This is a genomic window from Bradyrhizobium uaiense, assembly GCF_010811875.1.
Taxonomy (GTDB): domain Bacteria; phylum Pseudomonadota; class Alphaproteobacteria; order Rhizobiales; family Xanthobacteraceae; genus Bradyrhizobium; species Bradyrhizobium uaiense.
Window position 1 is genome coordinate 1 of record NZ_VKHP01000079.1, and the last position, 24,590, is coordinate 24,590.

Here is a 24,590-nt window from a genome sequence, read left to right on the forward strand (position 1 = left end):
GTAGTTCTGAGCGGTGCGCTGATAATCGTCGTTGTGGCCAAACTCGTATCCGGTGCCCACGACTTCCATCCCGAGGTCTTCGTAGGCACCAATCACATGACGCGGACGAAGCCCGCCGACATACAGCATGACCGTTCGGCCCTCCAGGCGCGGGCGATACTTCGCAACCACCGCGTTGACCAGCGGCTGGTACTTTTCAATCACCCGCTCGGCCCCTTCCTTGATCTTGTCGTCGAAATAGGCCGCAATCTTCCGCAGCGATTCTGCGATCTTTGAAGGTCCGAAGAAGTTGTATTCGCACCAGGGGATGCCGAATTTCTCTTCCATGTGGCGGGAGATGTAGTTCATTGAACGGTAGCAATGCAGAAGGTTGAGCTTGGCTTTCGGAGTTGCCTCGAGTTCAGCGAGTGAACCGTCGCCGGACCACTGCGCGATCACCCGCAGGCCCATTTCCTCCAGCAGAATTCGCGATGACCAGGCATCGCCGCCGATATTGTAGTCGCCGATGATTGCAACATCGTAAGGCGTCGGCTCGAACTTTGGTGCGCTGTCGGGCTCGAGCTTGTCGAAGATCCAGTCACGCACCGCGTCGTTGGCAATGTGGTGACCTAGTGACTGCGACACGCCACGAAAACCCTCGCAGCGGACCGGCACGATGGTCTTGCCTCCATACTCCTTGGATTTAGTTCTTGAGACAGCCTCGATATCGTCGCCGATCAGTCCGATCGGGCATTCCGATTGGATGGTGATGCCGTTGTTGAGAGGAAACAGCTCCTGGATTTCGTCAAGAACTTTGACCAGCTTCTTGTCACCACCGAATACGATATCCTTTTCCTGGAAGTCGGAGGTGAATTGCAGGGTCACGAAGCTATCGATCCCCGTCGTACCAACATAATAGTTGCGGCGCGATCCCCACGAATACTGGCCGCAGCCAACAGGACCATGGCTGATATGGACCATGTCCTTGATAGGTCCCCAAACCACGCCCTTGGATCCCGCGTAGGCGCAGCCCCGGATCGTCATCACGCCGGGTATGGATTTGATGTTGGACTTCACCCCGCAGTCGGACTTGCCGGCCTGGTGAACGTTGAGGTGCTTGGCACGCCTTTTCGCGGTTTTCTCCGGATAGACCTTCAGCACCTCCTCGATCAGCTGTTTGTTGCGAGCCCTGATATCTGCGATACTCTGGGTCGTGGCGAGACTCATCTGATGTCCTCAAGGTTAGCTGTTGCAAGAGCGGCTTCTGACCAGAACTTTTGCAACCAGCATGCCAGCGCTTCGCGAACACAAAACCCATAACGATTAACGGCAGTTAGCGCGTCTCGCGCGGGGGCAACGCCGTTGTTGCGAACGCGACATCGCGCTTTGCTCGGAGGCTTCTTGGTTTGACCTGTTCGAAACGGAACAAGGGGGACCTATATGCGAAATGGCCCCGCTCAGCTATCAGCGCGTGTTTTCGTTCTAGACGTGAACCCATAAATCTGCCGGGCGGACGGCTTGCCAGAATCCGCTATGGCCCGATAGCGACCAAATTCCGCAGCGCGACGAAATAACGCGAAGGGTGAGGAGCGAACGTCAGCTCCAGTTCACGCTACTCTATAAACTTGGCGCAATCTCAGACCTGATCCATTCCACGAAGGTCTGCAAAGCGCGGCGCTGACGGCCAGCGCGCGGGAACACTAGATGATGACCAACGTAGCGGATGTCGGTGGAGCGGCCAGCCAGGGGCGCTATCAGGCGCCCCGATGCTATCTCACTTTCAGCCAACCGAGTTGATTCCAACGTCACGCCAACCCCGCCGCAAGCCATGGCTATTGCGAGGAAGCTGCGGTCGAATCGCATTCCATGGATCGCTGGAGGTTCGAGCCCGTTCGCGGCGAACCATTGATACCATTGAACCTGCTTCACGTCGGAGCGAATAAGAACTTGGCTCAACAAATCCTTTGGCTGGCGGATTCTCTTCGCGATCTGAGGAGCACACAGAGGGGTGACGGTTTCTTCACCAAGCGGGATCACTTCGAGGCCCTCACCGCGAGGTGAACCGTAGACGATGTCCAGATCGAAATCGTCGTTCGTGAAGCGGGCGTACTCCGTATTGGCGGCGAGCCGAACCTCCAGTTTCGGTTCGGCCGCGAGAAATTTGGTCAGGCGCGGGGCCAGCCATTGCGCTGCGAAACTTGGCGCACAATGCACCCTCAGGAGCTGCGGCCCGCGACCTGCGACTTCTTCGATCCCGCGCCGCAAATTGTCGAAGGCCGCACCGGCGTGGCGCATCAGGTTCTCGCCAGCGGGCGTTAGACGGACGGAACGAGCACTCCGCTCGAACAGAACGGTGCTCATGGTGCTTTCCAGCTTGCGGATCGCGTGGCTGACGGCGCTCGGCGTCAAATGCAATTCGTCGGCCGCGTCGCTGAAGGAGCCAGTGCGCGCAGCCGCTTCGAAGGCCCGGATAGCGGAGATCGGGATGCTCGACAGCAGCATACCCATAAGTGAACCAGATTCACACATCCAAGACAACTGCGCGTTTGTCCCGGCCGGCCCCTCGGCTCTAGCAATGGGGCAAGAGGACCGGCTGCCACCCGCGGCGTCCAAAACGACAGGGACAGGGAGGATTCGAATGCTGCTTCGCGGCAAAACGGCGATCATCACAGGGGCGGCCTCGCCCCGCGGGATTGGCCTCGCGACCGCCAGGCGATTTGGCGAAGAGGGCGCGCGGGTTGCCATCCTCGACATCGATGGGACCGCCGCACTAGCCGCCGCGCAAGGCCTCGGCGACGCTCATATCGGAATTGCTTGCAACGTCGCCGACCAGGCTTCGTGTCAGAAGGCAGTCGAAGCTGTCGTCGACGGTTTCGGCCAAATCGATATCCTGATCAACAATGCCGGCATCACACAGCCGGTCAAATTCCTCGACATCACGCCGGCCGACTGGGACCGTATCCAGGACGTCAACCTCAAGGGCATTCTGTTCCTGTCCCAGGCAGTGATCCCGCATATGCGGAAGCGCAAGTCGGGATCGATTGCATGCATGTCGTCGGTATCGGCCCAGCGCGGCGGCGGCATTTTCGGTGGTCCGCACTACTCGGCGGCGAAGGCGGGGGTCCTTGGGCTTGCCAAGGCGATGGCTCGGGAATTTGGCGCCGATGGTATCCGCGTCAACTGCGTCACGCCGGGATTGATAGGCACCGACATCACCTCCGGCAAGCTCAACGACGAGATGAAAGCGAAGATCCTGGAAGGCATTCCGCTGGGACGGCTCGGGGAGGCCAAGGACGTTGCCGGCATCTACACATTTCTCGCATCGGACCTCTCGGCATACGTCACCGGCGCCGTGATCGACGTCAACGGCGGGATGCTCATTCACTAAGAGCAGCGATGGAGAGACGGATGTCCACGAGTTCACTTGTCAACGCGCCTAGCCTTTCGCAGCGTGCGCGCAACATTCGCCGCAATGCCCTGCGCATGGGCGAAGTTCAAGGCCAGGGCTATATCGCGCAGGCGCTCGATATTTCCGACGTGTTGGCGGTCGCATATTTTCACGCGATGCGCTACCGGCCTGAGGAGCCCACCTGGGAAGATCGCGACCGTTTCCTCCTTTCCAACGGTCACTACGCGATCGCCCTTTATGCCGCACTGATCGAGGCCGGCATTATCCCCGAAGTCGAACTCGAGACGTATGGCTTCGACGAAAGCCGCCTGCCGATGTCAGGCATGGCGTCCTACACGCCCGGCATGGAAATGTCCGGCGGGTCCCTGGGGCTCGGACTGAGCATCGCGGTCGGCATGGGCCTCGGGTTGAAGCGCAAGGGCTCCAAGAGCCGCGTCTTCACGCTGTTCTCGGACGGAGAGCTGGACGAGGGTTCGAAGTGGGAAGCGATGATGTCGGCTGCACACCACAAGCTCGACAATTTGATCGCGATCATTGACGTCAACAACCAGCAGGCCGACGGCCCTTCGAAACAGATGATGGGGTTCGAGCCGTTGGTCGACAAGCTCGAGGCCTTCGGCTGGTTCGTGCGCCGAGTCGACGGCAATGACCTGGACGCCGTCGTGGCAGCATTCGACGCGACGATTTCGCACCCCGAGCCGCAACCGAGGATCATCATCGCCGACACTGTCATGGGCAAGGGAGTTCCGTTCCTCGAACAGCGAGAAAAGAACCACTTCATTCGGGTCGAAGCGCACGAATGGAAATTGGCGCTGGCAGAACTTGATGCGGGAGACAGGTCATGAAGTCGGCTACCTCAGCTACGCCCGGGAAACCGCGGCTCACCACCTCCGCGATGATCGCGTCGATCGCCGCCGAGGGACAAAAGACGAAACCGGCGCCGTTCGGTAACGCGCTTGTCGAATTGGCCCGGAGCCGCCCCGAGGTGGTGGGCCTCACCGCCGATCTGGGCAAGTACACGGACTTGCACATTTTCGCGAAGGAGTTTCCAGACCGCTACTATCAAATGGGTATGGCGGAGCAGCTCCTCTACGGTGCGGCTTCGGGCATGGCGGCTGAAGGATTCATGCCCTTCGCTACGACTTATGCGGTGTTCGCCTCGCGGCGCGCCTACGATTTCATCCACCAGACGATTGCAGAGGAAGACCGCAACGTAAAGATCGTCTGCGCCTTGCCAGGTCTCACCTCCGGCTACGGCCCAAGCCACCAGGCGGCGGAAGACCTCGCGCTGTTCCGCGCAATGCCGAACATGACCGTGATCGATCCCTGCGACGCTCATGAGATCGAGCAGATCGTTCCGGCCATCGCGGCGCATCACGGACCCGTATATATGCGGCTCTTGCGTGGTCAGGTGCCCCTCGTCCTGGACGAGTACAACTATCAATTCAGGCTCGGCAAGGCATCCTTGATTCGGGGCGGTCGGGACATCCTGATCATCTCCTCTGGAATCATGACCATGCGGGCGCTGGAAGCCGCAAAGGAACTCGCCGGTGATAGCGTGGACGTGGCCGTGCTGCATGTCCCGACAATCAAGCCGCTCGACCACGAAGCGATACTGCGCGAAGCAGGGAAACCTGGCCGTCTCGTCGTGGTCGCCGAGAACCATACCATCATCGGCGGGCTCGGAGAGGCGGTTGCAGCGTTGTTGATGCGCTCCGACGTCCATCCCACCTTCCGCCAGATCGCGTTGCCCGATGAGTTCCTTGCCGCTGGGGCGCTTCCCACGCTGCACGATCGCTACGGCATTTCGACTGCCGAAGTTGCAAGGCAGATCAAGGGGTGGCTGCGCTAAGCGCGCACCTCGATACGTCAAGTTCGACTGAGGGAAGAATCGCTTACGCGGCGTCGCCGCGGAGAACGATGGCCGCTGCCTGACGGCCGGTGCCCGAGAACCGGCCGGAGCTGCAGAAGCGTACTGCTGCCGACAACATACCGATACTCAACAAGGAGGAAGCAATGACCCAACGCAAATCGACTGCCATCACCCGTCGCAAGTTGCTCCTGGCCGGCGCGGCCGTCCCGTTGTGCGCCATCCTCAGCCGCCCGGCCGCCGCCGCAGAGTTCACTTACAAGCTTGCGACCGGGCAGGACCCCGCGCATCCGGTGAACGCTCGGGCCAAGGAGGCCGCCGATCGCATTAAGGAAGCGACTAGCGGACGCCTGGAAATCAATCTCTTCCCGGCCAACCAGCTTGGCTCGGATACGGATCTGCTGACGCAGGTTCGCAACGGTAGCGTCGAGCTTTTCAACCTCTCCTCTCTGATCCTCGCCACCCTTGTACCCGCCGCTGGCATCGTGAATCTCGGCTTCCTCTTCCCCAACTACGATGCCGTCTGGAAGGCCATGGACGGCGAACTCGGCGCCTACATCCGCGCGCAGATCGCCAAGACGCCCGTCATGGCGGTGTCCAAACCTTGGGACAATGGCTTCCGCCACATCACGTCGTCGGGCCGTAAGATCAAGACACCGGACGACCTCAAGGGCTTCAAGCTCAGGGTACCTGCCGCACCCAATCTGACGTCGCTCTTTCTTGCGCTCGGGGCAGGACCAGCGCCGATCAACTTCAACGAGGTCTATTCCGCGCTCCAGACCAAGGTCGTGGACGGTCAGGAAAATCCCCTTCCGATCATAGCAACGGCGCGCCTGTATGAGGTGCAGAAGACCTGCAGCCTGACGGGTCACGTCTGGGACAATTACTGGATCCTCGGCAACAAGCGCGCGTTCCAGAAGCTTCCGCAGGACGTGCAAGAGATCGTGACGCGCGAATTCGATCGCTCGGCCAACGATGAACGAGCCGACATCGCAAAGCTCAGTGAGTCCCTCCGCACCGATTTGACAGCCAAGGGGATGCAATTCCTCGACGTCGACCGATCCGCCTTCCGGCAGGCGCTGGCAAAGACGAGCTTCTATGCCGACTGGAAATCCAAATTCGGCGAGGAGGCCTGGGTTCAACTTGAGAAAGCCGCGGGCAAGTTGAGGTGAGCCATGGAACATGCGCACATGGACGGGGCGACACTTGCTCTTCCTGAGCCTGCCTCCGGATGGCGCAAGGCTGTTGTGAGCCTGAACAAGGCACTGAAACCCGTCGCCGCCATTCCTGCCGCACTGCTGGTCATTGCGGAGGTGATCGTCCTTTTCGTCGGCATCGTCTCTCGCTACGTGCTCCACACCCCGATTGTCTGGTCGGATGAGCTCGCCGGCATCCTGTTTCTATGGCTGGCGATGCTGGGATCGGTCGTCGCCTTCCAGCGGGCCGAGCATATGCGGATGACGGCCATCGTTGGCATGATCCGACCGGAAGCCAGGTTGTTCCTTGACGTCTTTGCGACGGCTGCCACGTTCGCGTTCCTGCTTCTGGTAGTTCGCCCCGCCTACGAGTTTGCGGCCGACGAAGTCTTCGTCACAACTCCGGCTCTGGGAATAGTCAACACTTGGCGCGCGGCCGCCCTGCCGGTCGGCGTCGGCTTGATGCTGGTCGTAGCCACCCTGAGGCTGGCAGCCACAGCCAATGTGAAGCACCTTGCGGCTGCAATCGCTGCGGTAGGAACGCTGATCGGGGTTCTCGCGCTGCTCGCACCAATCCTTAAACCCCTCGGCAATCTGAACCTGCTGATCTTCTTCGTGTTTATCGTTGGCGCCATGGTTTTCGCAGCGGTGCCGATCGCCTTCGCGTTCGGCCTGGCGACCATCGGCTACCTAACACTGACGACCAGCACACCCGACGTGGTCGTTATCGGTCGCATGGACGAAGGCATGAGCCATCTCATCCTGCTCGCGGTGCCGATGTTCGTGTTCCTCGGCTTGTTGATCGAAATGACCGGCATGGCCCGCGCTATGGTCGGTTTCCTCGCCAGCCTGCTCGGCCACGTTCGGGGCGGCCTCCAATATGTGCTGGTCGGTGCGATGTATCTGGTCTCGGGTATTTCGGGATCCAAGGCGGCCGATATGGCAGCAATAGCGCCTGTGCTCTTCCCCGAAATGACCAGACGCGGCGCGAAGCGTGGTGACCTCGTCGCGCTCCTGGCGGCGACCGGTGCTCAGACCGAGACGATCCCCCCATCATTGGTGTTGATCACGATCGGATCGGTGACGGGTGTGTCGATCGCGGCCCTGTTCACGGGCGGGTTGTTGCCGGCGATCGTGCTCGCGGTCGGACTGTGCGCGGTAGTGTGGTGGCGGTACCGTCGAGAGGATTTGTCGCACGTTCAGCGGGCGACCAGGCGTGAAATCGGCCGTTCCTTTCTGATCGCGATTCCCGCCATTGCCCTTCCATTTGTGATCCGCGCCGCAGTGGTCGAGGGGGTAGCAACAGCCACCGAGGTCTCGACGATAGGCATCGTCTATTCCGTATTGGCCGGGCTTTTTATCTATCGCCGGTTCGACTGGCGTCGCCTCTATCCGATGTTGGTTGAGACCGCGGCCCTTTCCGGCGCGATCCTCTTCATCATCGGTGCGGCGACGGGGATGGCCTGGGCTTTGACCCAATCGGGCTTCTCGGCATCTCTTGCGAAGTTCATGACCTCCTTGCCGGGTGGTGCGCCGATATTTCTGATCGTCACCATCCTTGCGTTCGTCGTCCTGGGAAGCGTGCTCGAAGGCATCCCTGCCATCGTGCTCTTCGGTCCGCTGCTTTTCCCCATTGCCCGTCAGGTGGGGGTGCATGAGGTCCACTATGCCATGGTCGTCGTTCTGGCGATGGGGATTGGACTTTTCGCGCCGCCATTCGGCGTCGGCTACTATGCGGCGTGCGCCATCAGCCGGATTCATCCCGACGAAGGCATGGGTCCGATCCTGGCGTACATGCTGGCCCTGGTCCTCGGCACGGTCATAGTGGCTGCAGTGCCGTGGATTTCCATAGGTTTCCTTTAAAATCCGCGAAACGTCTCAGCTGCGGAGATCGTCCGCAAGGTGAGCTTCTGGCGAGCTAGACAGGTTGTTCGCACAGTTCTTTGCCCCTCGTGGAGGCAACGATCCGGGCGCGAAGCGACACACGGCGTTCAGGGGCATACCCGACTATGGATCGCGCATCGACCAGATCACCATGCGAGTTTTCGAAAAGGCCTGACGTGAATGCGGGTCGCCCTTCGCTCGAAGCTCCGATTACTTTCACGACAGCGCGACTAGCCTCTGGAAGGCCAATCCTACGTCATGTCCACTTCGATCATGGACGACCGGGTCGAGCCACTAGCAAGCCCGGCCAAGTCCGCTATGCCGCCGAAAGCGGAAGCATATGCAAAGCGTTACCGGTACGGCCGCGGGGCGTTGCCGATTGATGGCCGGCCCGAAACATGATTCAAGCTCCGAATTTGGAGCCTCGAATCATGCACTACGAACTCAGCGATTACGAATGGACCGCCATCAAACCGATGCTGCCGAACAAGCCGCGTGGCGTTCAGCGCGTAAATGTCCGTCGCGTGCTTAATGGCATCTTTTGGGTCCTGCGTTCAGGTGCGCCATGGCGCGACCTGCCGTTAGAACTACGGACCCCGCGCTCGACGAAGGCGGACGCAAAGGAAAAACGGCTGCAAGGTGCCCTGGCCGACCAGGCTTGCCAATGCGAACTTAGCTTGCCGAGACCTCAGGTGTTGACCTTCTGCGATGACGATGATCAGGCACGACGTCATTCTACTTCGCAGCTCAATGCAGCCTCCCTCTCACCTTGATGCAGCACGCCCGCCGATCACGCCAATAGCTGGCGTGCCTTGATAAGTGCGCGCGCGAGCACATCAATTTCTTCACGGGTGTTGTAAAGTCCAAGGGACGCACGGCATGTTGCCAGTGTGCCGAAGCGCTTGAGCAGCGGCATCGCGCAGTGCGCCCCCGCCCGCACCGCTACGCCGGCGCGATCGACGACGGTGGCAATATCGTGCGCATGCGCACCTTTCACATCAAACGAGATGATCGGCCCCTTCTCGGCCGGCGTCCCGATCATGCGCACGAAGTTGATGTCCCCGAGCTTCTCCTGCGTGTAAGCGAGCAGTGCGCTCTCGTGCTTGCGGATCTGCACCTTGCCTATCGAATTGATGTAATCCACGGCTGCGCCCAACCCGATCGCCTCAACGATCGGCGGCGTACCCGCTTCGAACCGGTGCGGCGGATCCCCATAAATGACGCCGGAACGCGAGACCTCGCGGATCATCTCGCCGCCGCCATTGAAGGGCGTCATCGATGCCAGATGCTCGGATTTTCCGTAAAGCACGCCGATTCCGGTCGGACCATAGAGTTTGTGGCCGGTCATGACGTAGAAATCGCAATCAATGTCGCAGACGTCGACGCTCAGATGGACGCATCCCTGTGAACCGTCGACCAGCACCGGGATACCACGAGCATGTGCGACTCTCACCAGGTCTTTCACCGGCAAGACCGTGCCGAGCACATTTGACATCTGTGTGATCGCGACCATCTTGGTGCGCGAGGTCAGCAGTCGCTCAAAGTCATCGAGCAAGAAGTTACCGTCATCATCCACTGGTGCCCATTTGATCACTGCACCGAGCCGTTCCCTAAGAAAATGCCACGGCACAATATTGGAGTGGTGTTCCAAGATTGACAGAACGATCTCATCACCCGGGTTGATGCGCTCACGACCAAACGTCTGCGCGACCAGATTGATTGCCTCGGTGGCGCTGCGGGTGAAGATGATCTCTTCGTTCAAATGCGCGTTCACAAACCGCGCCACCTTGGCACGGGCACCTTCATACGCCTCGGTCGCCGCATTGGCGAGATAGTGCAAGCCGCGATGAACGTTGGCATATTCGCTGGAGTACACCTGCATCATGCGGTCAAGTACCGCATTTGGCTTTTGTGCGGACGCAGCGTTATCGAGGTAGACAAGCGGCTTGCCGTAAACGGTCATGGCCAGCGCCGGAAAGTCACTACGTAGACGGTCGACCTCGTAACGACCATCGCTGACCGCGGGATGTTCGCTCACAGCCGTTCCTGCAGCCAGTGTTCAGCTTGCGCGGTCACAAAATCGCGCAGGTTATCGGCGAAGATCTCCTCAATCGACTCTCCAATGAACGCCTTAATGAGCAACATCTGCGCATCCTTGTCGGATAGCCCCCGCGCGCGCAGATAGAATACGAGATTACCATCCAGCGCTCCTGAGGTAGCTCCATGGCTGCAGGTCACGTTGTCGGCCGAGATTTCAAGTTCCGGCTTATTGTCCGCCTCGGCCTGATCGGATAAGAGCAACGCTCGGGTCGACAGGCTGGCGACGGTCTTCTGGGCGACGGGACGAACAACGATTCGGCCCTGAAACACCGAGCGGCCGCAATCATCAACGACCGCGCGGAACTTCTGCCGACTGGTGCAATGCGGCACGGCGTGGTCTACCACGATTGTTGTGTCGGCGTGCAGTTTATCTTTTATGAGATTAACCCCGTTCGCAGAGAGCTTGGATCCCTCGCCACCCAGCGTCACGAATCCCTGATAGCGATTGATGGAGCCGCTGCACGTCATGCTGAAGAGATCGAGCTTAGCTCTGGTGCCGACCGCGATAATCCCCGACGAGATGTTCACCGCATCAGCGGCGTCAGCCGCTATGCGGAGATGCGAAAGGCTCGCCTCGTCCCCAGCCAGGGCGATTAAGACATCGTTGGCCTGATAGCCGCTCGCGCCTTCGGCCGAGATGAAACTTTGCACCACGGTCGCATGCGCCCCTTTATCGAGCTGCAGATATGAGCGTGTAAAAGCGGACACCGACGATCCCGTTGCGACCTGAACGATTTGAATAGGGCGTCTAATCGTGTTGCCTTCGGCAATCGAAATTACCAGACCATCTGAGGCCATTGCCGCATTGAGCGAAATCACCGCATCGTCCGTCGTCGAAAGCACCAACCCGGCCATTGCGCCAGTGGCCGAATTCTCCAACACCTCTCGCAGTGACTGCACATGGAGCTCGTTTTCCAACTCGCCGAGATCCGATAGCTCAGGCGCGAATATGCCGTCCACCAAGACCAATTTGACCGCCTGATCGACAGCCACTCGCCTGGCCGACGCCTTTGCGCGCGCCAACGCCGCTGCATCCGGTCGCGGAGCGAGTGGCAACACCTCGCTGATCAGGGCACGCAGATCCGTGTATCTCCAGGCCTCCATGCGCCGATGCGGCAGGCCGGCGCGCTCATAGGCTTCGAATGCCCTCGCACGGATATGGGGGACGAGGCCCGCGCCAGGCAACCGTTCGAGCGCGGCTGCGAGAAAATTGCTCGTTGCGGACCCGGCATCGGCCTTAGCCAATACTTGCTTCATGGGGAAATCCCTTGAGCCGTCAGGCCGCGGTTTCGAACTGGGCGTAGCCACAGGCCTCGAGTTCCAGCGCGAGTTCCTTGCCGCCACTCTTCACGACGCGGCCTTTCGACATCACGTGCACATAATCGGGCACGATGTAATGAAGGAGCCGCTGATAGTGGGTGATCACGATCATCGTCCTTTCCGGCGAACGCAGGCCGTTGATGCCGCTCGCGACAATACGCAGAGCGTCGATATCCAGCCCGGAATCGATCTCGTCCAGTATGCATAGACTCGGCTCGAACAACGCCATCTGCAGTACCTCGTTGCGCTTCTTCTCGCCGCCCGAGAAGCCGACATTGACGCCCCGCTTGAGCATATCCCGGGTAATGTTGAGTGACCCGGCCACCTCACGGACCTTTTTCAGAAATTCGGGCGTGGATAATTCCCCTCGGCCGCGCGCCTTGCGCTGGGCGTTCAGCGCCGTGCGCAGGAAGTTCATGGTGGTGACGCCGGGAATCTCGACCGGGTACTGGAACGCCAGAAACACGCCCTTGGCGGCGCGCTCATTGGGCTCCATCTCCAGGAGGTCCTCGCCCCTGAACAGGATCTGGCCGCCCGTGACTTCATAGCCCGGCTTGCCGGCGATGACGTGCGACAGCGTCGACTTGCCGGAGCCGTTCGGCCCCATGATCGCGTGCACTTCGCCCGCATTGACCATAAGATCGAGGCCACGGATTATTTCACGACTGTCGACACCAACATGCAGATCTTGGATTTCGAGCAGCGTCATTTTTGATCCGATCCCTCAAAATGCGTCGTCCGGAACGGCGAGCCGCGTTCGGGGGCTCGCGGGACGTTTGGTTATCCGACAGATCCCTCGAGAGAGATCGAGATCAGCTTCTGCGCTTCCGCTGCGAACTCCATCGGAAGCTTTTGCAGGACATCTTTCGCGAAACCGTTGACGACAAGGCCGATGGCCTGTTGCTCGCTCAAGCCTCTTTGCAAGCAGTAGAACAGCACGTCCTCGGAAATCTTCGACGTCGTCGCTTCATGCTCGAACGTCGCCGAGGAATTCTTGGCCTCGACATAGGGCACGGTGTGCGCGCCGCATTTGTCGCCGATCAGAAGCGAGTCGCAGGCGGTGTAGTTGCGCGCGCCGGTCGCCTTGCGATGTGCGCTGACGAGGCCGCGATAGGTGTTCTGCGACTTGCCGGCAGCGATGCCCTTGGAGATGATCCGGCTCGACGTGTTCTTGCCGAGATGAATCATCTTGGTGCCGCTATCGACCTGCTGGAAACCGTTCGAGATCGCGATCGAGTAGAACTCGCCGCTCGAATTGTCGCCGCGCAGGATGCAGCTCGGATACTTCCAAGTGATCGCCGAACCGGTCTCGACCTGGGTCCAGGAGATCTTGGAATTCTTGCCGCGGCAGTCGCCACGCTTGGTGACGAAGTTGTAGATGCCGCCCTTGCCCTCGGAATTGCCGGGGTACCAGTTCTGCACCGTGGAATACTTGATCTCGGCGTCGTCGAGCGTGACGAGCTCGACCACTGCGGCGTGCAGCTGGTTCTCGTCGCGCTGCGGCGCGGTGCAGCCCTCGAGATAAGAGACGTAGGAGCCCTTGTCGGCGATGATCAGCGTGCGCTCGAACTGCCCGGTGTTGCGCTCGTTGATACGGAAGTAGGTCGACAGCTCCATCGGGCAGCGCACGCCCGGCGGCACGTAGACGAACGAGCCGTCGGAGAACACCGCCGAGTTCAGCGTCGCGAAATAGTTGTCCGAGGTCGGCACCACGGTGCCGAGATATTTCTGCACCAGCTCGGGATGCTCGCGGATCGCCTCCGAGATCGGCATGAAGATCACGCCGGCCGCCTTCAGCTCCTTCTGGAAGGTGGTCGCAACCGACACCGAATCGAACACCGCGTCGACCGCGATCTTGCGGTTCGGCGCCTGCTCGCCACCGGGCGGCGGCTCGACGCCTTCCAGGATCGCGACCTCGCGCAGGGGAATGCCGAGCTTCTCGTAGGTCTTGAGGATTTCCGGATCGATCTCGTCGATCGACGACAGCGTCTTCTTCGGCTTCGGCGCCGCGTAGTAGTAGATGTCCTGATAGTCGATCTTCCGATAGTCGACGCGCGCCCAGGTCGGCTCGGTCATGGTCAGCCAGCGGCGATACGCCTCCAGGCGCCATTCCAGCATCCAGGCCGGTTCATTCTTCTTTGCGGAGATGAAGCGGACGGTGTCTTCCGACAGCCCCTTCGGGGCCTTGTCGGACTCGATCAGCGTCTCAAACCCATATCGATACTGGTCGACGTCGATGCGCCGGACGTGCTCGACCGTCTCTTGTACAGCTACCATTGCCCACTCCGTTCACGCATGGACGATTCCCGGCGGCGATGATCGCGTCGCCTCTCCTCCGAGCGGATCGCGCAAGTCACGGCCGACTCGAGGCCAGTTTGGGAAAGAACCAGGAGACCGACCCAAAAGGGGGCCGCCCTCGATAGGGTTTCGATCATGTTTTGCGCCGGAGTGCCACCCGTCGGCTACTCGATCTATGCCGGCACACAGGTATCAGGCACCGGACAAACGACGGCGCATTGCGGCGCATCAAAATGCCCTTCACATTGAGTGCACTGGCTCGGATTGATCACATATATGTCGTTCTTCAGGCAGATCGCGGCGTTAGGGCATTCGTACTCACACGCACCACAGACCGTGCATTGTGACGCGATTATTTTGTAGGCCATCACTACGATTCCATAAGCGAAGGTGCGAGACTACGCCTTGCCTTCAAGTCTCATGCCAAGGAGTCATGTGCTTGATTTGTCTTGGCTACTTTCGATAGCGCAAGCCGCCGCCTCGACCACGTGTCGTAAACCCGACAATCGGCATCGCAGCTGCTTGATCTCGCAGCTTGCGCATTGTCGAGATTTCGCGATAGCCAGCGATCATGTGAAGGGGTTCGCCAATAAGAAGCAGCTCGGCTCGACCTGACGTGGCGGCGGAGCGCTTTTGAAGTGGTATCGATTGTAGCCGTGCCACCGTCTCGGGGGGATCGCAGATCGCCCTCTGGTGATGGTTCTGCTCACCCGGACAGCGGCAGCGAAGGCACCACGATGTCAATCGGGTGACGTCGTCATCGGCTCAAGCAACGTCTCCATATCGCAACCAGAAAAATCGTCGCGATGGCGCTAAATGGAGCCGCTCCGGTGATCGAGGGCCCCCTGGCCGAGCCGGCGCACGCAAATGTTCAAATCTCGCAGATTACGGCCGCGCTCGGCGTCGCAAATAAGTCTCAGCGGACCCCAGCAGATTGATAGAGCCGAAAAAAAGCCACCCCGGAGGGTGGCCCAAGTCAGGGAGGAAACGCCCGTAGGGGCCTCTGGGATCAGGCTGCAGCCTGCTCGATCGGTGAGAACGGGAGCCCGAGACTGTCGGCCACCGCCTTGTAAGTCAGCCGGCCTCGATGGACGTTGAGGCCTGCACGCAAATGCGGATTTTCCAACACGGCGGAAAAACCCTTATTGGCCAGAGCCAAGCCAAACGGCAGCGTAGCGTTATTTAGTGCCTGGCTCGAGGTCAGCGGCACGGCGCCGGGCATATTGGCGACGCAATAATGAATGATGCCATCCACTTCATATGTTGGATCGGCGTGAGTGGTTGGGTGCGAAGTCTCAAAACAGCCGCCCTGATCGATAGCGACATCCACGAGCACGGCCCTCTTACGCATCGAGCTCAGCATGCTCCGGCGGATCAACTTCGGCGCACTCGCACCTGGAACGAGCACGGCACCAATCACAACATCGGCCGCAAATACCTCTTCCTCCACAGCTTCGATGGTCGAAAACCTGGTTCGAACGCGCCCTTCGAATAGCTCATCCAACTCGCGCAACCGAGGTATCGAGCGGTCGATGATGCTCACCTCTGCACCCAGACCGGCCGCCATCCGTGCCGCGTGCGTACCAACGACGCCCCCACCGATCACCACGATGCGGGCCGGCTGAACACCGGGCACGCCACCGATCAACAGCCCTCGTCCGCCTGCACTGCGCTTTAGGGCGCTACCCGCCGCTTCGACCGCGAGCCTGCCTGCGACCTCGCTCATCGGAGCCAGCAGCGGAAGGCCACCATGCCCATCAGTCACGGTCTCATAGGCAATTGCGGTGCATCCCGATTTTAGAAGCCCCTTGGCCTGCTCCGGGTCCGGCGCCAGATGCAGATATGTGAACAGGATCTGGCCCTCCCGCAGCTGGCTCCATTCGGAAGGCTGAGGCTCCTTGACCTTCACAATCATTTCGCTCGATGCAAATACCTCAACTGCAGAATCCAGAATCGCTGCGCCGGCGCTGCGATAATCGTCATCGGTTGCGCCGATGCCAGCGCCGGCATTGGTCTCGATCATTACGCGGTGTCCTGCTGCCGCGTATTCGCGGACGGCTCCAGGGGTCAGGCCCACTCGATATTCGTGTGCCTTGATTTCCTTGGGAACTCCGACCTTCATTTGCAACTCCCTGCCTAGTGCGCCTTTCTAATTGAAAGAGCGCAGCGATATTGCGACGCAGCAGCCCAAATTGCGCAGGAATTCAGCGATCTTTGACCAGCCGTGCAGGTTTTCGATGCCGAATGGGTTGAGCGACCGTGCTCGCTAAGCTTAACCGTCCTACTCCGCGATGGAGATGACGCGCTTAATCGGATTCTCGGCTCGCGGAAAAGTTAACAACGATTCCAGTCTTGCCGACCTTGTTAAAGAACGAACAACGTAGTCTGCCAGTGAGGCAGGATTTGCCCAGCGGCTGGATTGCTTGCCACCGCTGATGGCCAAATGACCATTGATCATCAATCTGATTCCTAGATGCACACGCTTGACGCCTTCATGCTCGTCGCAAATGGGCGTGGATTGTTCAACAAATCCGAGGCAACTGTTCGCCTGACAACCAATCGACGATCCGTCCGCCGCCGAAACTGGTCGCTATCTGCACAAATTTGTGATCGTCAGCTACCGTCTCGCCAATATCAGCAGCATCGCGTCCGAGCGGATGCGCCTTCATAGCTGCAAGCACTGCATCGGCCAAATCGGGCGCGACGATCGCAACAAGCTTGCCCTCATTAGCGACATGGATCGGATCAAGCCCAAGGAGTTCGCATGTTGCCGCGACCGCTGCCTTTACCGGAATGGCTGCTTCCTGTAGACGGAAGCCAAGGCCCGATTGATGCGCAATTTCGTTGAGGGTTGCGGCAAGACCGCCGCGCGTGGGGTCGCGCATCACCCGGATGCCGGCGCCGCCAGCCGCAATCATAACGGCGACAAGGTCATGTAGCGCTGCGGAATCCGATACGATCTCGGTTTGAAACGCGACGTTCTGGCGTTTTGACATGATCGCCACGCCATGGTCGCCAAGGCTGCCGGACACCAACACACGGTCCCCGACCATAGCCTTATCGGCGGAGAGATCGAACCCATGGGCCAGAGCCCCGATTCCGGTCGTGGAGATAAACAGACCATCAGCCTTGCCGCGCTCGACGACCTTAGTGTCCCCCGCAATGATGTAGACGCCCGCGCCGCGTGCTGCCGCGCCCATCGAATCCGCAATCGTCCGCAGATCAGACAGCGGGAACCCCTCCTCAATGATGAAGCTGGCCGACAAATAGAGAGGGCGCGCGCCGGACATCACGACGTCGTTGATCGTCCCGTTCACAGCGAGTGAGCCGATATTGCCGCCAGGAAAGAACAGCGGCGAAACCACGTAACCGTCGGTCGTCATCACCATTTTACCCGTCGCAACGTCAAAGGCCGATTGATCATTGCAGCGGGCAAGCCATTCATTACCGAAGGCTCGGTGAAAAAGGCTGGAGATCAGCTGTGCCATGGCTCGTCCCCCGGCCCCATGGGAAAGATCAACGCGTCCGTTCTCGAGATCGAGCTTGCGTTGATAGCCCTGTACGCTCATGACGTTCGCCTCACCTGATCATCGCGAACCCGGCCATATGTCCAATACGCCGCACAGGCGCCTTCCGATGAGACCATGCAGGATCCTATGGGAGTTTCCGGCGTGCAGAGGGTTCCAAACAGCTTGCAATCGACTGGTCGCTTAGCGCCGCGCAGGATGGCGCAGCACTCGCACGCCGGATTGTCGGCGACCCGCAGTTCGTGCATCGCAAAACGCGCCTCCGCGTCGAACCGCGCGTAGGCCCGCTTCAGCTTCAGTCCACTATTTGGTACGAAACCGAGCCCGCGCCATTCGAACTGCTCACGCGGTTCGAATGCCTGCGAGACCTCGTCTTTGGCGCGCCGATTGCCTTCACGCCTCACTGCACGGCTGTATTGGTTCTCCACGTCGTAGCGGTCTTCGTTCACCTGTCGCACCAGCATCAGGATGGCCTGCATCACGTCGAGCGGTTCAAATCCCGCGATCACGATCGGCTTGCCGAATTGTTCCGCCAGGAGCTCGTAAGGCTGCGTCCCGATGATCGTGCTGACATGTGCAGGCCCGACGAAACCGTCGATTGCAGCCCCGCCGATATTGCGGATCTTCGGGTTCTCGAGAATGCTCTGCATCGCAGAGGGTGTAAGCACGTGATTGCAGAACACGCTAAGGCTCTTCAGCCGCTTCTTCTCGGCTATCCGGATCATCACGGCCGTCGGGGGTGTCGTGGTCTCAAATCCGATGGCAAAGAACACGACCTCGCGGCTCGGCGCCTGTTCGGCGATCCGGATAACGTCGAGCGTCGAGTACACCATCCGGATGTCTGCGCCGAGCGCCTTGGCTCGCAACAGCGACTGTCCTTGCGAGCCAGGCGCCCGTATCAGATCGCCGTAGACGCAAAGGGTGACCTCCGGCCGCTCGACGAGACGAATCGCCATGTCGATCCGGCTGGCAGGTAGAACACAGACCGGACAACCGGGCCCGTGGATCATGCGCACATTCGCGGGCAGCAGATCCTCAAGGCCATAGCGTGATATGGCATGAGTGTGTCCACCGCAGAATTCCATGAACCGATAGGCTTTCTGCCGATCGGCTTCGGCGCTAATCGCAGCGGCAAGCCCCTGCGCAAGGGTCTTGTCGCGAAATTCGTCGGTATATCTCATGGCCGGAGTTCCCGCCCTGTGCTGCCTAGCGCCTGCAGGAGCTCCAGCGTGCGCTTGGCTTCTATCGGATCGATCTTGGCCAGCGCATACCCAACATGGACAAGGACGTGATCACCGACGTCGAGCTCGTCGATAAGAGCAATCGATATCTCCAGGCTAACACCATCGATGCACACGGCGGCCATGTGGTCAGGAAGAATTTTTACGATCTTTGCCGGAACCGAAAGACACATATCAGCCTCTCCCTTCGCTGGCGGACGACTGTTCAGCAATCTGCAAAGCGGCAATCCAGGCTTGGCCAAGGCTCAAACCACCGTCGTTGGGCGGCACCCGCTGTGGCACCAGCGGGGTCAGGCCGGCAGCGCAGCACCCGCGCCAGATTTCATCCATCAGTATCGCGTTCTGAAAGCAGCCTCCGCTCAGAACGACGGTATTGACGCCGGTTGTCCGCGCGGAGCGCATGACCCAGTCAACGCAGGCAGCGGCGAAGGTGCCATGAAACAAGCCGGCTCCGCCCGCAGCGTCAATGTCGTCCGCAATCAGCCGCGCAAACAGCGGACGAAGCGACAGCACGCCACCATCGATCGTCCACCCGGCCTCTAGAATCGCAGTCCGCCGCACTAGCGCCTCGAGCTTGATCGCGGCTTCTCCTTCATAGCTCTGCCAACTCACAATCCCCAGCAGCGCCGCCACCGCGTCGAATAGCCGGCCCGCGCTGGTCGTGGTGGCCCCGCCCGACTGATCAAGCAAGGCCGAGATACATCGAGCTTGCCGTTGCGCGGCAAAGCGCGGCGCGATTTCGTTACCCCGTCCGAGCCAGTGTAGTATCGCGCTCGCCATGCGCCACGGCTCACGGGATGCGCGATCACCACCAGGCATTTGCAGCGGCGCGAGATGCCCGATGCGTCGGCACATCGCGCCTTCGCACAACAATAGCTCGCCACCCCAGTTACCAGCATCCGAGCCAACGCCATGGCCGTCGAGCACCAGAGCTAGCGCCGGTCCCGCATGGCCATGTTCAGCGATCACGGCGGCGGCGTGTGCGTGGTGGTGCTGGACTGCAATCAGCGCGCGGCCGCTTGCTTGCGCAAAGCGGGTGGATGCCATGTCGGGATGCAGATCATGAGCGATGACGACAGGCTCTACGTCAAGGATCGATGCAAGGTGTTGGATCGTCCCCTCGAACACACGGATGCCTTCGGGCGTATTGAGATCGCCAATATGTTGGGAAACGAACGCTTGGTTGTCGCGCGTGATGGTGACGGTCGATTTCAGCGCGCCGCCGACGGCGAGCACGGGCGGCACAGATTGCGCGAGCTGGATCGGTTCGGGAGCATAGCCACGAGCGCGACGAATGAATTGGGAGCGGCCAGCCACCACCGCGACCACGGAGTCATCAGCACGCGTTAAAATATCCCGATCATGGGTCACGACAAGGTCGGCGATCGCCTCGAGTCGGCGCAGCGCCTGCGCGTTGTCGATCAGGAGCGGCTCACCGCAAGGATTGGCACTGGTGACGACGATGACCGGGCTTGGTTCCGCAATCCACGCTCCTGTCGAGCGAAGCGCATGGAAGATCAGATGATGCAGCGGGGCTACAGGCAACATGACGCCAACGCGAGACAAGCCGGGCGCTATGGCGGGCGCCAGACATTTGCGCGAAGTTAAAAGCACAATGGGCCGCGCTGCGGATTCGAGTAGCGCGAGCTCGAGAGCGTTCGCTTCCGCGATCTCGTTGACGCACTCTATGGAACCGAGCATAACTGCAAACGGCTTCTGACGGCGCTGCTTTCTGCTGCGCAGGCGCTGCACAGCGTCCTGGTTACGGGCATCGCAGAGGAGCTGGTAGCCGCCGAGACCCTTTATGGCTATGACTTGACCGCCTGCGATTGCAGCGACAATGGCGTTGATCCCATGGCTAAGCCGAGGGCCGCATTCTGGACACGCGATCGCCTCCGCATGAAACCTGCGGCTCGCCGGATCCGCATATTCGGCCGTGCAGGCGGCGCACAGCCTAAACGCCTTCATCACCGTGTTGTGGCGATCGTATGGGAGCCGCCCGGCAATAGTGTAGCGTGGACCACAATGGGAGCAACTAATGAAGGGATAAAGGTAATGGCGATTCTCTGGATCGAATAGCTCGCTGAGGCATTGCCCGCAGGTCGCGGCGTCGGCGATGATGTGCGTTGACAATTTTCCGCCTTCGCTCGCGCCGATCGAAAACTTTTCTGTCGCGAGCGCCGCTGTCTCCTGAACGCAGATGTGGTCGATGCGCGCCAACGGAGGCGCCTCGAGCGGCAATGTGGCAAGAAATTCTGACGCACGGCCACCTTCGACTTCGATTGTGACGCCCTCCGGGCCGTTGGCGACAAATCCCGCCAATCCGTACCGCGTAGCGAGGCCATAGACGTAAGGACGAAAGCCGACCCCTTGCACCGCTCCGCTCACGCGCACGCGCAGTCGTGTTCGGTCGCAAATGGTTGCGGCGCTCATCGCCTGGCGTCCTCTACGGCCTGCCTTTGGTGGGCCACCTGTCTACCGATCCAAGCGTAGAGCGCGCCAAAACCCTCGCCGGTACGGGCCGAGACCGTAAGCACTTCGATCTTTGGATTGGCGCGTCTGGCATATCCAATGGTCTTGTCCAGATCGCACTCAAGCAGTGAGGCCAGATCGATCTTGTTGATCACCATGAGTGAAGAAGCCGCGAACATATCGGGATATTTCAGCGGCTTGTCTTCACCTTCGGTCATCGACAACACAACGATCTTGCAGGCCTCGCCAAGATCGAAGGCCGCGGGACAGACTAGGTTACCGACGTTCTCGATGAAGAGAATGCCGCGCGTGAGCCGCGGCAAGCGGCGATAAGCCTCGCCAATCATTGCAGCATCGAGATGGCACCCCTTACCCGTATTGACTTGAATAGCCGGCACACCGGCCGCTCGAATGCGTTCGGCATCGTTTGAGGTCTGCTGATCGCCCTCGATGACTCCGGTCGGATAGCTGAGCTTGAGCTCGGATACGGCGCGGACGAGCAGCGAGGTTTTGCCCGCACCGGGACTCGACATAAGATTAAATACCAGCAGCTCATCGGCCGCAAAGAGCGTCCGGTTGTCGGCCGCGATCGCATTGTTCTTGCCGAGGATGTCACGCTCGACCCAAATGATGCGTTCGCGGCTCGTGCCCTTGACCTTCAATCCAGCTGGGCCGGCGCCGCAGGTCAGAAGCGCTTGCCGACCATCACTCTGATAATGTTCGTGATCATGACTGTGGCGGGCATGGGACGAATGCTGCAGCCTCTCGTCGCCGTGAAAATGCGCGTCATGGCGCTCGCCATCGTCCTGCCGATGAGGACAGCAACGGCCTTGGCTCTCCGGATCACGCCCTCTGGCAAGTTCGATCGAAGACGTCGCTTGGCTGCAACCGCAAACGGTACACATCAATCGATCTCCAGTTCTTTCACTCGCATCTGCTCGCCGCCGATTACTTGCAACTGATAGCTCCCGCAGCAAGGACAGGGGTCACCGCGGCGAGCAATTTCGACACTGCTAGAACAGCTCATGCACCAGGCGATCCCCGGGAGTTCGAGGATCTCAAGAGCTGCTCCCTCGGCAATCGTTCGCGTTGCAACGACAGCAAAGCAGAACCTGATCGCATCAGGCGCGACATGGCTGAGCGCCCCGATTTCGAGATAGATGCTCCGCACCCGCGACAACGATCGGTGACGCACCTCCTCCTCGACGATTTGGATGATGCCCAGACAAACCGCCATTTCATGCATCGTCAACTTTGCGAAACCTGAGTGTGAATCCGACACAGGGGTCGAGCGATTCAATCACCGCACGAACCGCTTTCTGATGCCGTCTCGCCGTCAGCACCGCGCCCTGCAGGTTCCGGACAACCGGTCCGCTCCTATGGAAATTCCATTCCGTCGGAGCAAGAAATTCGAAGCGGCATATCTGGCCCTGAGGATCAAGCTCAACCGCGTGATAGAGCCTGCCCCTGGCGCATTCGACCGCGGTCGCGGCGCGTCCCGAACCCAACCGGTAGCTTTCGATGATCCCAGGCTCCGCTGAGTCGATATGAGCGCCGGACTTGAGCCAATCGCAGAGCCGAACGATTTCTGCAATTCTGGCCTTCAGCCGCTCGACCGCACCCGACCGACCCAGCCAGAGCCGATCACGCGTCATTTGGCGTGCCCATGGACCCGTCTCGGGCGCACGCCCCCCAAGGTCGGGACAATGACAAAATGTCGGGTCATCGCCGAGCAGCCGTTCAATGATGTTTCGGTCGTCGGCAACGGACAGGAACGAGTGCGCGATCCGGATCGATTTCAGGTCGATCTCGTCCAGCGCGGCTATACGAATTGCCAATGGGCTGCCGGGCCTGGGCGCGCCGTCTCCGTTCGGCATGCCGATCGCGGCCAGCCCAGCCACAATTCTTGCCGTCGCTTCGCGTCGAGCAGCACCGCAGGCCGGTTGTCCGCTACCGATAAGTGCGGACATTCCCTGCATCACGGAACGAATCGCGGCGGCACCGGCGATGTCCTGCGCAAGGTGTCCGACCAAGAGGCCCCGTAGCAATTCCGCGATGCGCTCGGCAACGACCAGCGCAATACGATGCTGTTTCGTCGTGCGGGTAATCGCTTCGTCACGCGCCGTCTCGATCGCAGACAGCAGCGCGGTTTGCTGCGCAACAGCACACAATGCGAAGAGCCGTGGGATCTGTTTGAGCAGCGACGAAGCCGGTCTGCCGGCGAACAGCCGCGCCAGCAGTGGCCGGGCTCGTGGCAGGATCTCGACCGCGGCAATTACGTCGGCAGCAAGCCAGACCGTGACATCGATTTTGTTGCGGATCGCGAAGCTCATATGCACCGCTGCGTCATTAGCTTGCGCGGAACGGCAGCCGCGCTGTCTGCGAGATCCCACTGGATTTCGAGTATCTTTAAGTTCTTCATGTGAGGTACGCCTCCATAATTTCCTGCAGGCGCCCGGCGGAGTCCTCGAAATCCTCGTCAGCAGCCAAGGCTACGATCGGCACGTCTCCCACCTCCACCGTATCGAGGATGACGTCGTCCAAAGAATTGAAGTACTGTACCGACCAGACGTTCCTCACCCCGGTCGCCTGCACGCGGCATGTGCCGTAACCGCGGAAGATGAGCTGGACCGGACCATTGCCCAAACTTTGCTGCAGGAACGCCATGTCCACAGCACTCATCGGCAGCAACGTCAGATTGATCACATGCGCCCGCATGCCTGACCGCCAGACACGCGCCCGCTCGCGTATTTCCGCAAGTACCGCAAGCACGTTCATGGCGCCGTCCGGCGCCGCGCCGATCAGAAAGTCGGCAGACGTCAACTCAGTTGCGGCGCGCTGCACAATCTGCGGGATTGCCCCAACCTCTACATATTCGTGCGTCGGCTCGGACCCGATACGCACGCGCCAGATTCCTGCAAGGACCGCCTCCCGGAGTTGCGCAAAAGAGCCATCTGGCAGCGCAACCACGCCGGCGACCTCGCCTTCCCCGAGCACCTCGCCAATCAGCTTGCGTTCGAGCTCGCTGAGATTGGCGAGTCCGTACAGCTGCGTCCGAGTGCTCTGCCTCTGGCCGCGAGCGGCAGCGGCGACATTCGACAACAGCACCGTGACATTCGGATAGTTCCTTGCAAGCTCGTTGCCGTCGCGCCGGGCGCGCTTGGCTACCGCCTCCATAGTCGTCAGCCCGCTATGGAATACATCGAGACTTTCCGTGCCCGTGGCAGACTTGCTCACCACCTGCTCGACGTCCCCGGATACGACGCGGACCGCTGTCTTCATGATACGATGTCC

The 24,590-nt window shown here is 60.2% G+C and carries 21 protein-coding genes and 1 pseudogene; 6 read left to right on the forward strand and 16 right to left on the reverse strand.

The genetic code is table 11. From position 1 onward, the window contains the following. Together nifD and FNJ47_RS19880 are read right to left on the reverse strand one after the other, a co-directional pair. On the reverse strand, positions 1–1,206 hold a 1,206-nt coding region (nifD, locus tag FNJ47_RS19875), incomplete at its 3' end, for a nitrogenase molybdenum-iron protein alpha chain (RefSeq protein WP_163156043.1). Between the two features lie 390 nt (positions 1,207–1,596). Next, positions 1,597–2,478: a LysR substrate-binding domain-containing protein gene (locus FNJ47_RS19880; RefSeq protein ID WP_050420793.1), complete on the reverse strand. Its 882-nt coding sequence runs from the start codon at positions 2,476–2,478 to the stop codon at positions 1,597–1,599. A gap of 139 nt (positions 2,479–2,617) precedes the next feature. On the opposite strand from FNJ47_RS19880, the gene FNJ47_RS19885 reads away from it, so the two are divergent. The 6 genes and pseudogenes from FNJ47_RS19885 to FNJ47_RS19910 all read left to right on the forward strand — a co-directional run. Beyond that, complete coding sequence (locus FNJ47_RS19885) at positions 2,618–3,367, forward strand: SDR family NAD(P)-dependent oxidoreductase (protein ID WP_163156045.1); 750 nt, start codon at positions 2,618–2,620, stop codon at positions 3,365–3,367. Between the two features lie 20 nt (positions 3,368–3,387). Next, positions 3,388–4,233: a transketolase gene (locus FNJ47_RS19890; protein WP_163156047.1), complete on the forward strand. Its 846-nt coding sequence runs from the start codon at positions 3,388–3,390 to the stop codon at positions 4,231–4,233. Further along, the gene (locus FNJ47_RS19895) at positions 4,230–5,240 is read left to right on the forward strand and encodes a transketolase family protein (protein ID WP_163156049.1); all 1,011 of its coding nucleotides are present in this window, start codon (positions 4,230–4,232) and stop codon (positions 5,238–5,240) included. Before FNJ47_RS19890 ends, FNJ47_RS19895 begins: the two co-directional genes overlap by 4 nt. A gap of 164 nt (positions 5,241–5,404) precedes the next feature. Then, positions 5,405–6,430, forward strand: coding sequence for a TRAP transporter substrate-binding protein (locus FNJ47_RS19900; protein WP_163156051.1), 1,026 nt, complete (start codon positions 5,405–5,407; stop codon positions 6,428–6,430). A gap of 3 nt (positions 6,431–6,433) precedes the next feature. After that, complete coding sequence (locus tag FNJ47_RS19905) at positions 6,434–8,317, forward strand: TRAP transporter large permease (RefSeq protein WP_175068397.1); 1,884 nt, start codon at positions 6,434–6,436, stop codon at positions 8,315–8,317. Positions 8,318–8,769: 452 nt separating this feature from the next. Next, a pseudogene (locus FNJ47_RS19910) lies at positions 8,770–8,946 on the forward strand (transposase); the annotation flags it as partial. A gap of 182 nt (positions 8,947–9,128) precedes the next feature. On the opposite strand, the gene FNJ47_RS19915 reads toward FNJ47_RS19910, so the two are convergent. The 14 genes from FNJ47_RS19915 to FNJ47_RS19980 form a co-directional block, all read right to left on the reverse strand. Next, the gene (locus tag FNJ47_RS19915) at positions 9,129–10,376 is read right to left on the reverse strand and encodes a SufS family cysteine desulfurase (protein WP_163156053.1); all 1,248 of its coding nucleotides are present in this window, start codon (positions 10,374–10,376) and stop codon (positions 9,129–9,131) included. Continuing rightward, positions 10,373–11,695 carry a Fe-S cluster assembly protein SufD gene (gene sufD / locus FNJ47_RS19920; protein ID WP_163156055.1) on the reverse strand — a complete coding sequence of 441 codons (1,323 nt, stop codon included), beginning with the start codon at positions 11,693–11,695 and terminating at the stop codon, positions 10,373–10,375. The genes FNJ47_RS19915 and sufD overlap by 4 nt, the downstream gene beginning before the upstream one ends. A gap of 19 nt (positions 11,696–11,714) precedes the next feature. Then, on the reverse strand, positions 11,715–12,467 hold the full coding sequence (gene sufC, locus FNJ47_RS19925) for a Fe-S cluster assembly ATPase SufC (protein WP_163156057.1): 753 nt from the start codon (positions 12,465–12,467) through the stop codon (positions 11,715–11,717). 71 nt (positions 12,468–12,538) lie between these two features. Further along, the gene (gene sufB, locus FNJ47_RS19930; RefSeq protein ID WP_163156059.1) at positions 12,539–14,035 is read right to left on the reverse strand and encodes a Fe-S cluster assembly protein SufB; all 1,497 of its coding nucleotides are present in this window, start codon (positions 14,033–14,035) and stop codon (positions 12,539–12,541) included. 194 nt (positions 14,036–14,229) lie between these two features. Next, positions 14,230–14,424, reverse strand: a complete 195-nt coding sequence (locus FNJ47_RS19935) for a 4Fe-4S binding protein (protein ID WP_163156061.1) — start codon at positions 14,422–14,424, stop codon at positions 14,230–14,232. A gap of 641 nt (positions 14,425–15,065) precedes the next feature. Then, positions 15,066–16,178 carry an alanine dehydrogenase gene (ald, locus tag FNJ47_RS19940; protein WP_163156063.1) on the reverse strand — a complete coding sequence of 371 codons (1,113 nt, stop codon included), beginning with the start codon at positions 16,176–16,178 and terminating at the stop codon, positions 15,066–15,068. Positions 16,179–16,578: 400 nt separating this feature from the next. After that, positions 16,579–17,625, reverse strand: coding sequence for a hydrogenase expression/formation protein HypE (gene hypE, locus FNJ47_RS19945; protein WP_163156065.1), 1,047 nt, complete (start codon positions 17,623–17,625; stop codon positions 16,579–16,581). Further along, complete coding sequence (gene hypD, locus FNJ47_RS19950; RefSeq protein WP_163156067.1) at positions 17,622–18,764, reverse strand: hydrogenase formation protein HypD; 1,143 nt, start codon at positions 18,762–18,764, stop codon at positions 17,622–17,624. Before hypD ends, hypE begins: the two co-directional genes overlap by 4 nt. Continuing rightward, complete coding sequence (locus FNJ47_RS19955) at positions 18,761–18,997, reverse strand: HypC/HybG/HupF family hydrogenase formation chaperone (RefSeq protein WP_163156069.1); 237 nt, start codon at positions 18,995–18,997, stop codon at positions 18,761–18,763. The genes hypD and FNJ47_RS19955 overlap by 4 nt, the downstream gene beginning before the upstream one ends. Before the next feature lies 1 nt (position 18,998). Continuing rightward, a complete protein-coding gene (gene hypF, locus FNJ47_RS19960) occupies positions 18,999–21,257 on the reverse strand; it encodes a carbamoyltransferase HypF (protein ID WP_163156071.1) in 2,259 nt (752 codons plus the stop codon). Beyond that, complete coding sequence (hypB, locus tag FNJ47_RS19965) at positions 21,254–22,201, reverse strand: hydrogenase nickel incorporation protein HypB (protein WP_163156073.1); 948 nt, start codon at positions 22,199–22,201, stop codon at positions 21,254–21,256. The genes hypF and hypB overlap by 4 nt, the downstream gene beginning before the upstream one ends. Beyond that, a complete protein-coding gene (hypA, locus tag FNJ47_RS19970; RefSeq protein ID WP_163156094.1) occupies positions 22,201–22,542 on the reverse strand; it encodes a hydrogenase maturation nickel metallochaperone HypA in 342 nt (113 codons plus the stop codon). The genes hypB and hypA overlap by 1 nt, the downstream gene beginning before the upstream one ends. Beyond that, positions 22,535–23,629, reverse strand: a complete 1,095-nt coding sequence (locus FNJ47_RS19975) for a hypothetical protein (RefSeq protein ID WP_163156075.1) — start codon at positions 23,627–23,629, stop codon at positions 22,535–22,537. Before FNJ47_RS19975 ends, hypA begins: the two co-directional genes overlap by 8 nt. 85 nt (positions 23,630–23,714) lie before the next feature. Beyond that, positions 23,715–24,578, reverse strand: a complete 864-nt coding sequence (locus tag FNJ47_RS19980; RefSeq protein WP_163156077.1) for a hydrogenase expression/formation protein — start codon at positions 24,576–24,578, stop codon at positions 23,715–23,717. Between the last annotated feature and the right edge of the window lie 12 nt (positions 24,579–24,590).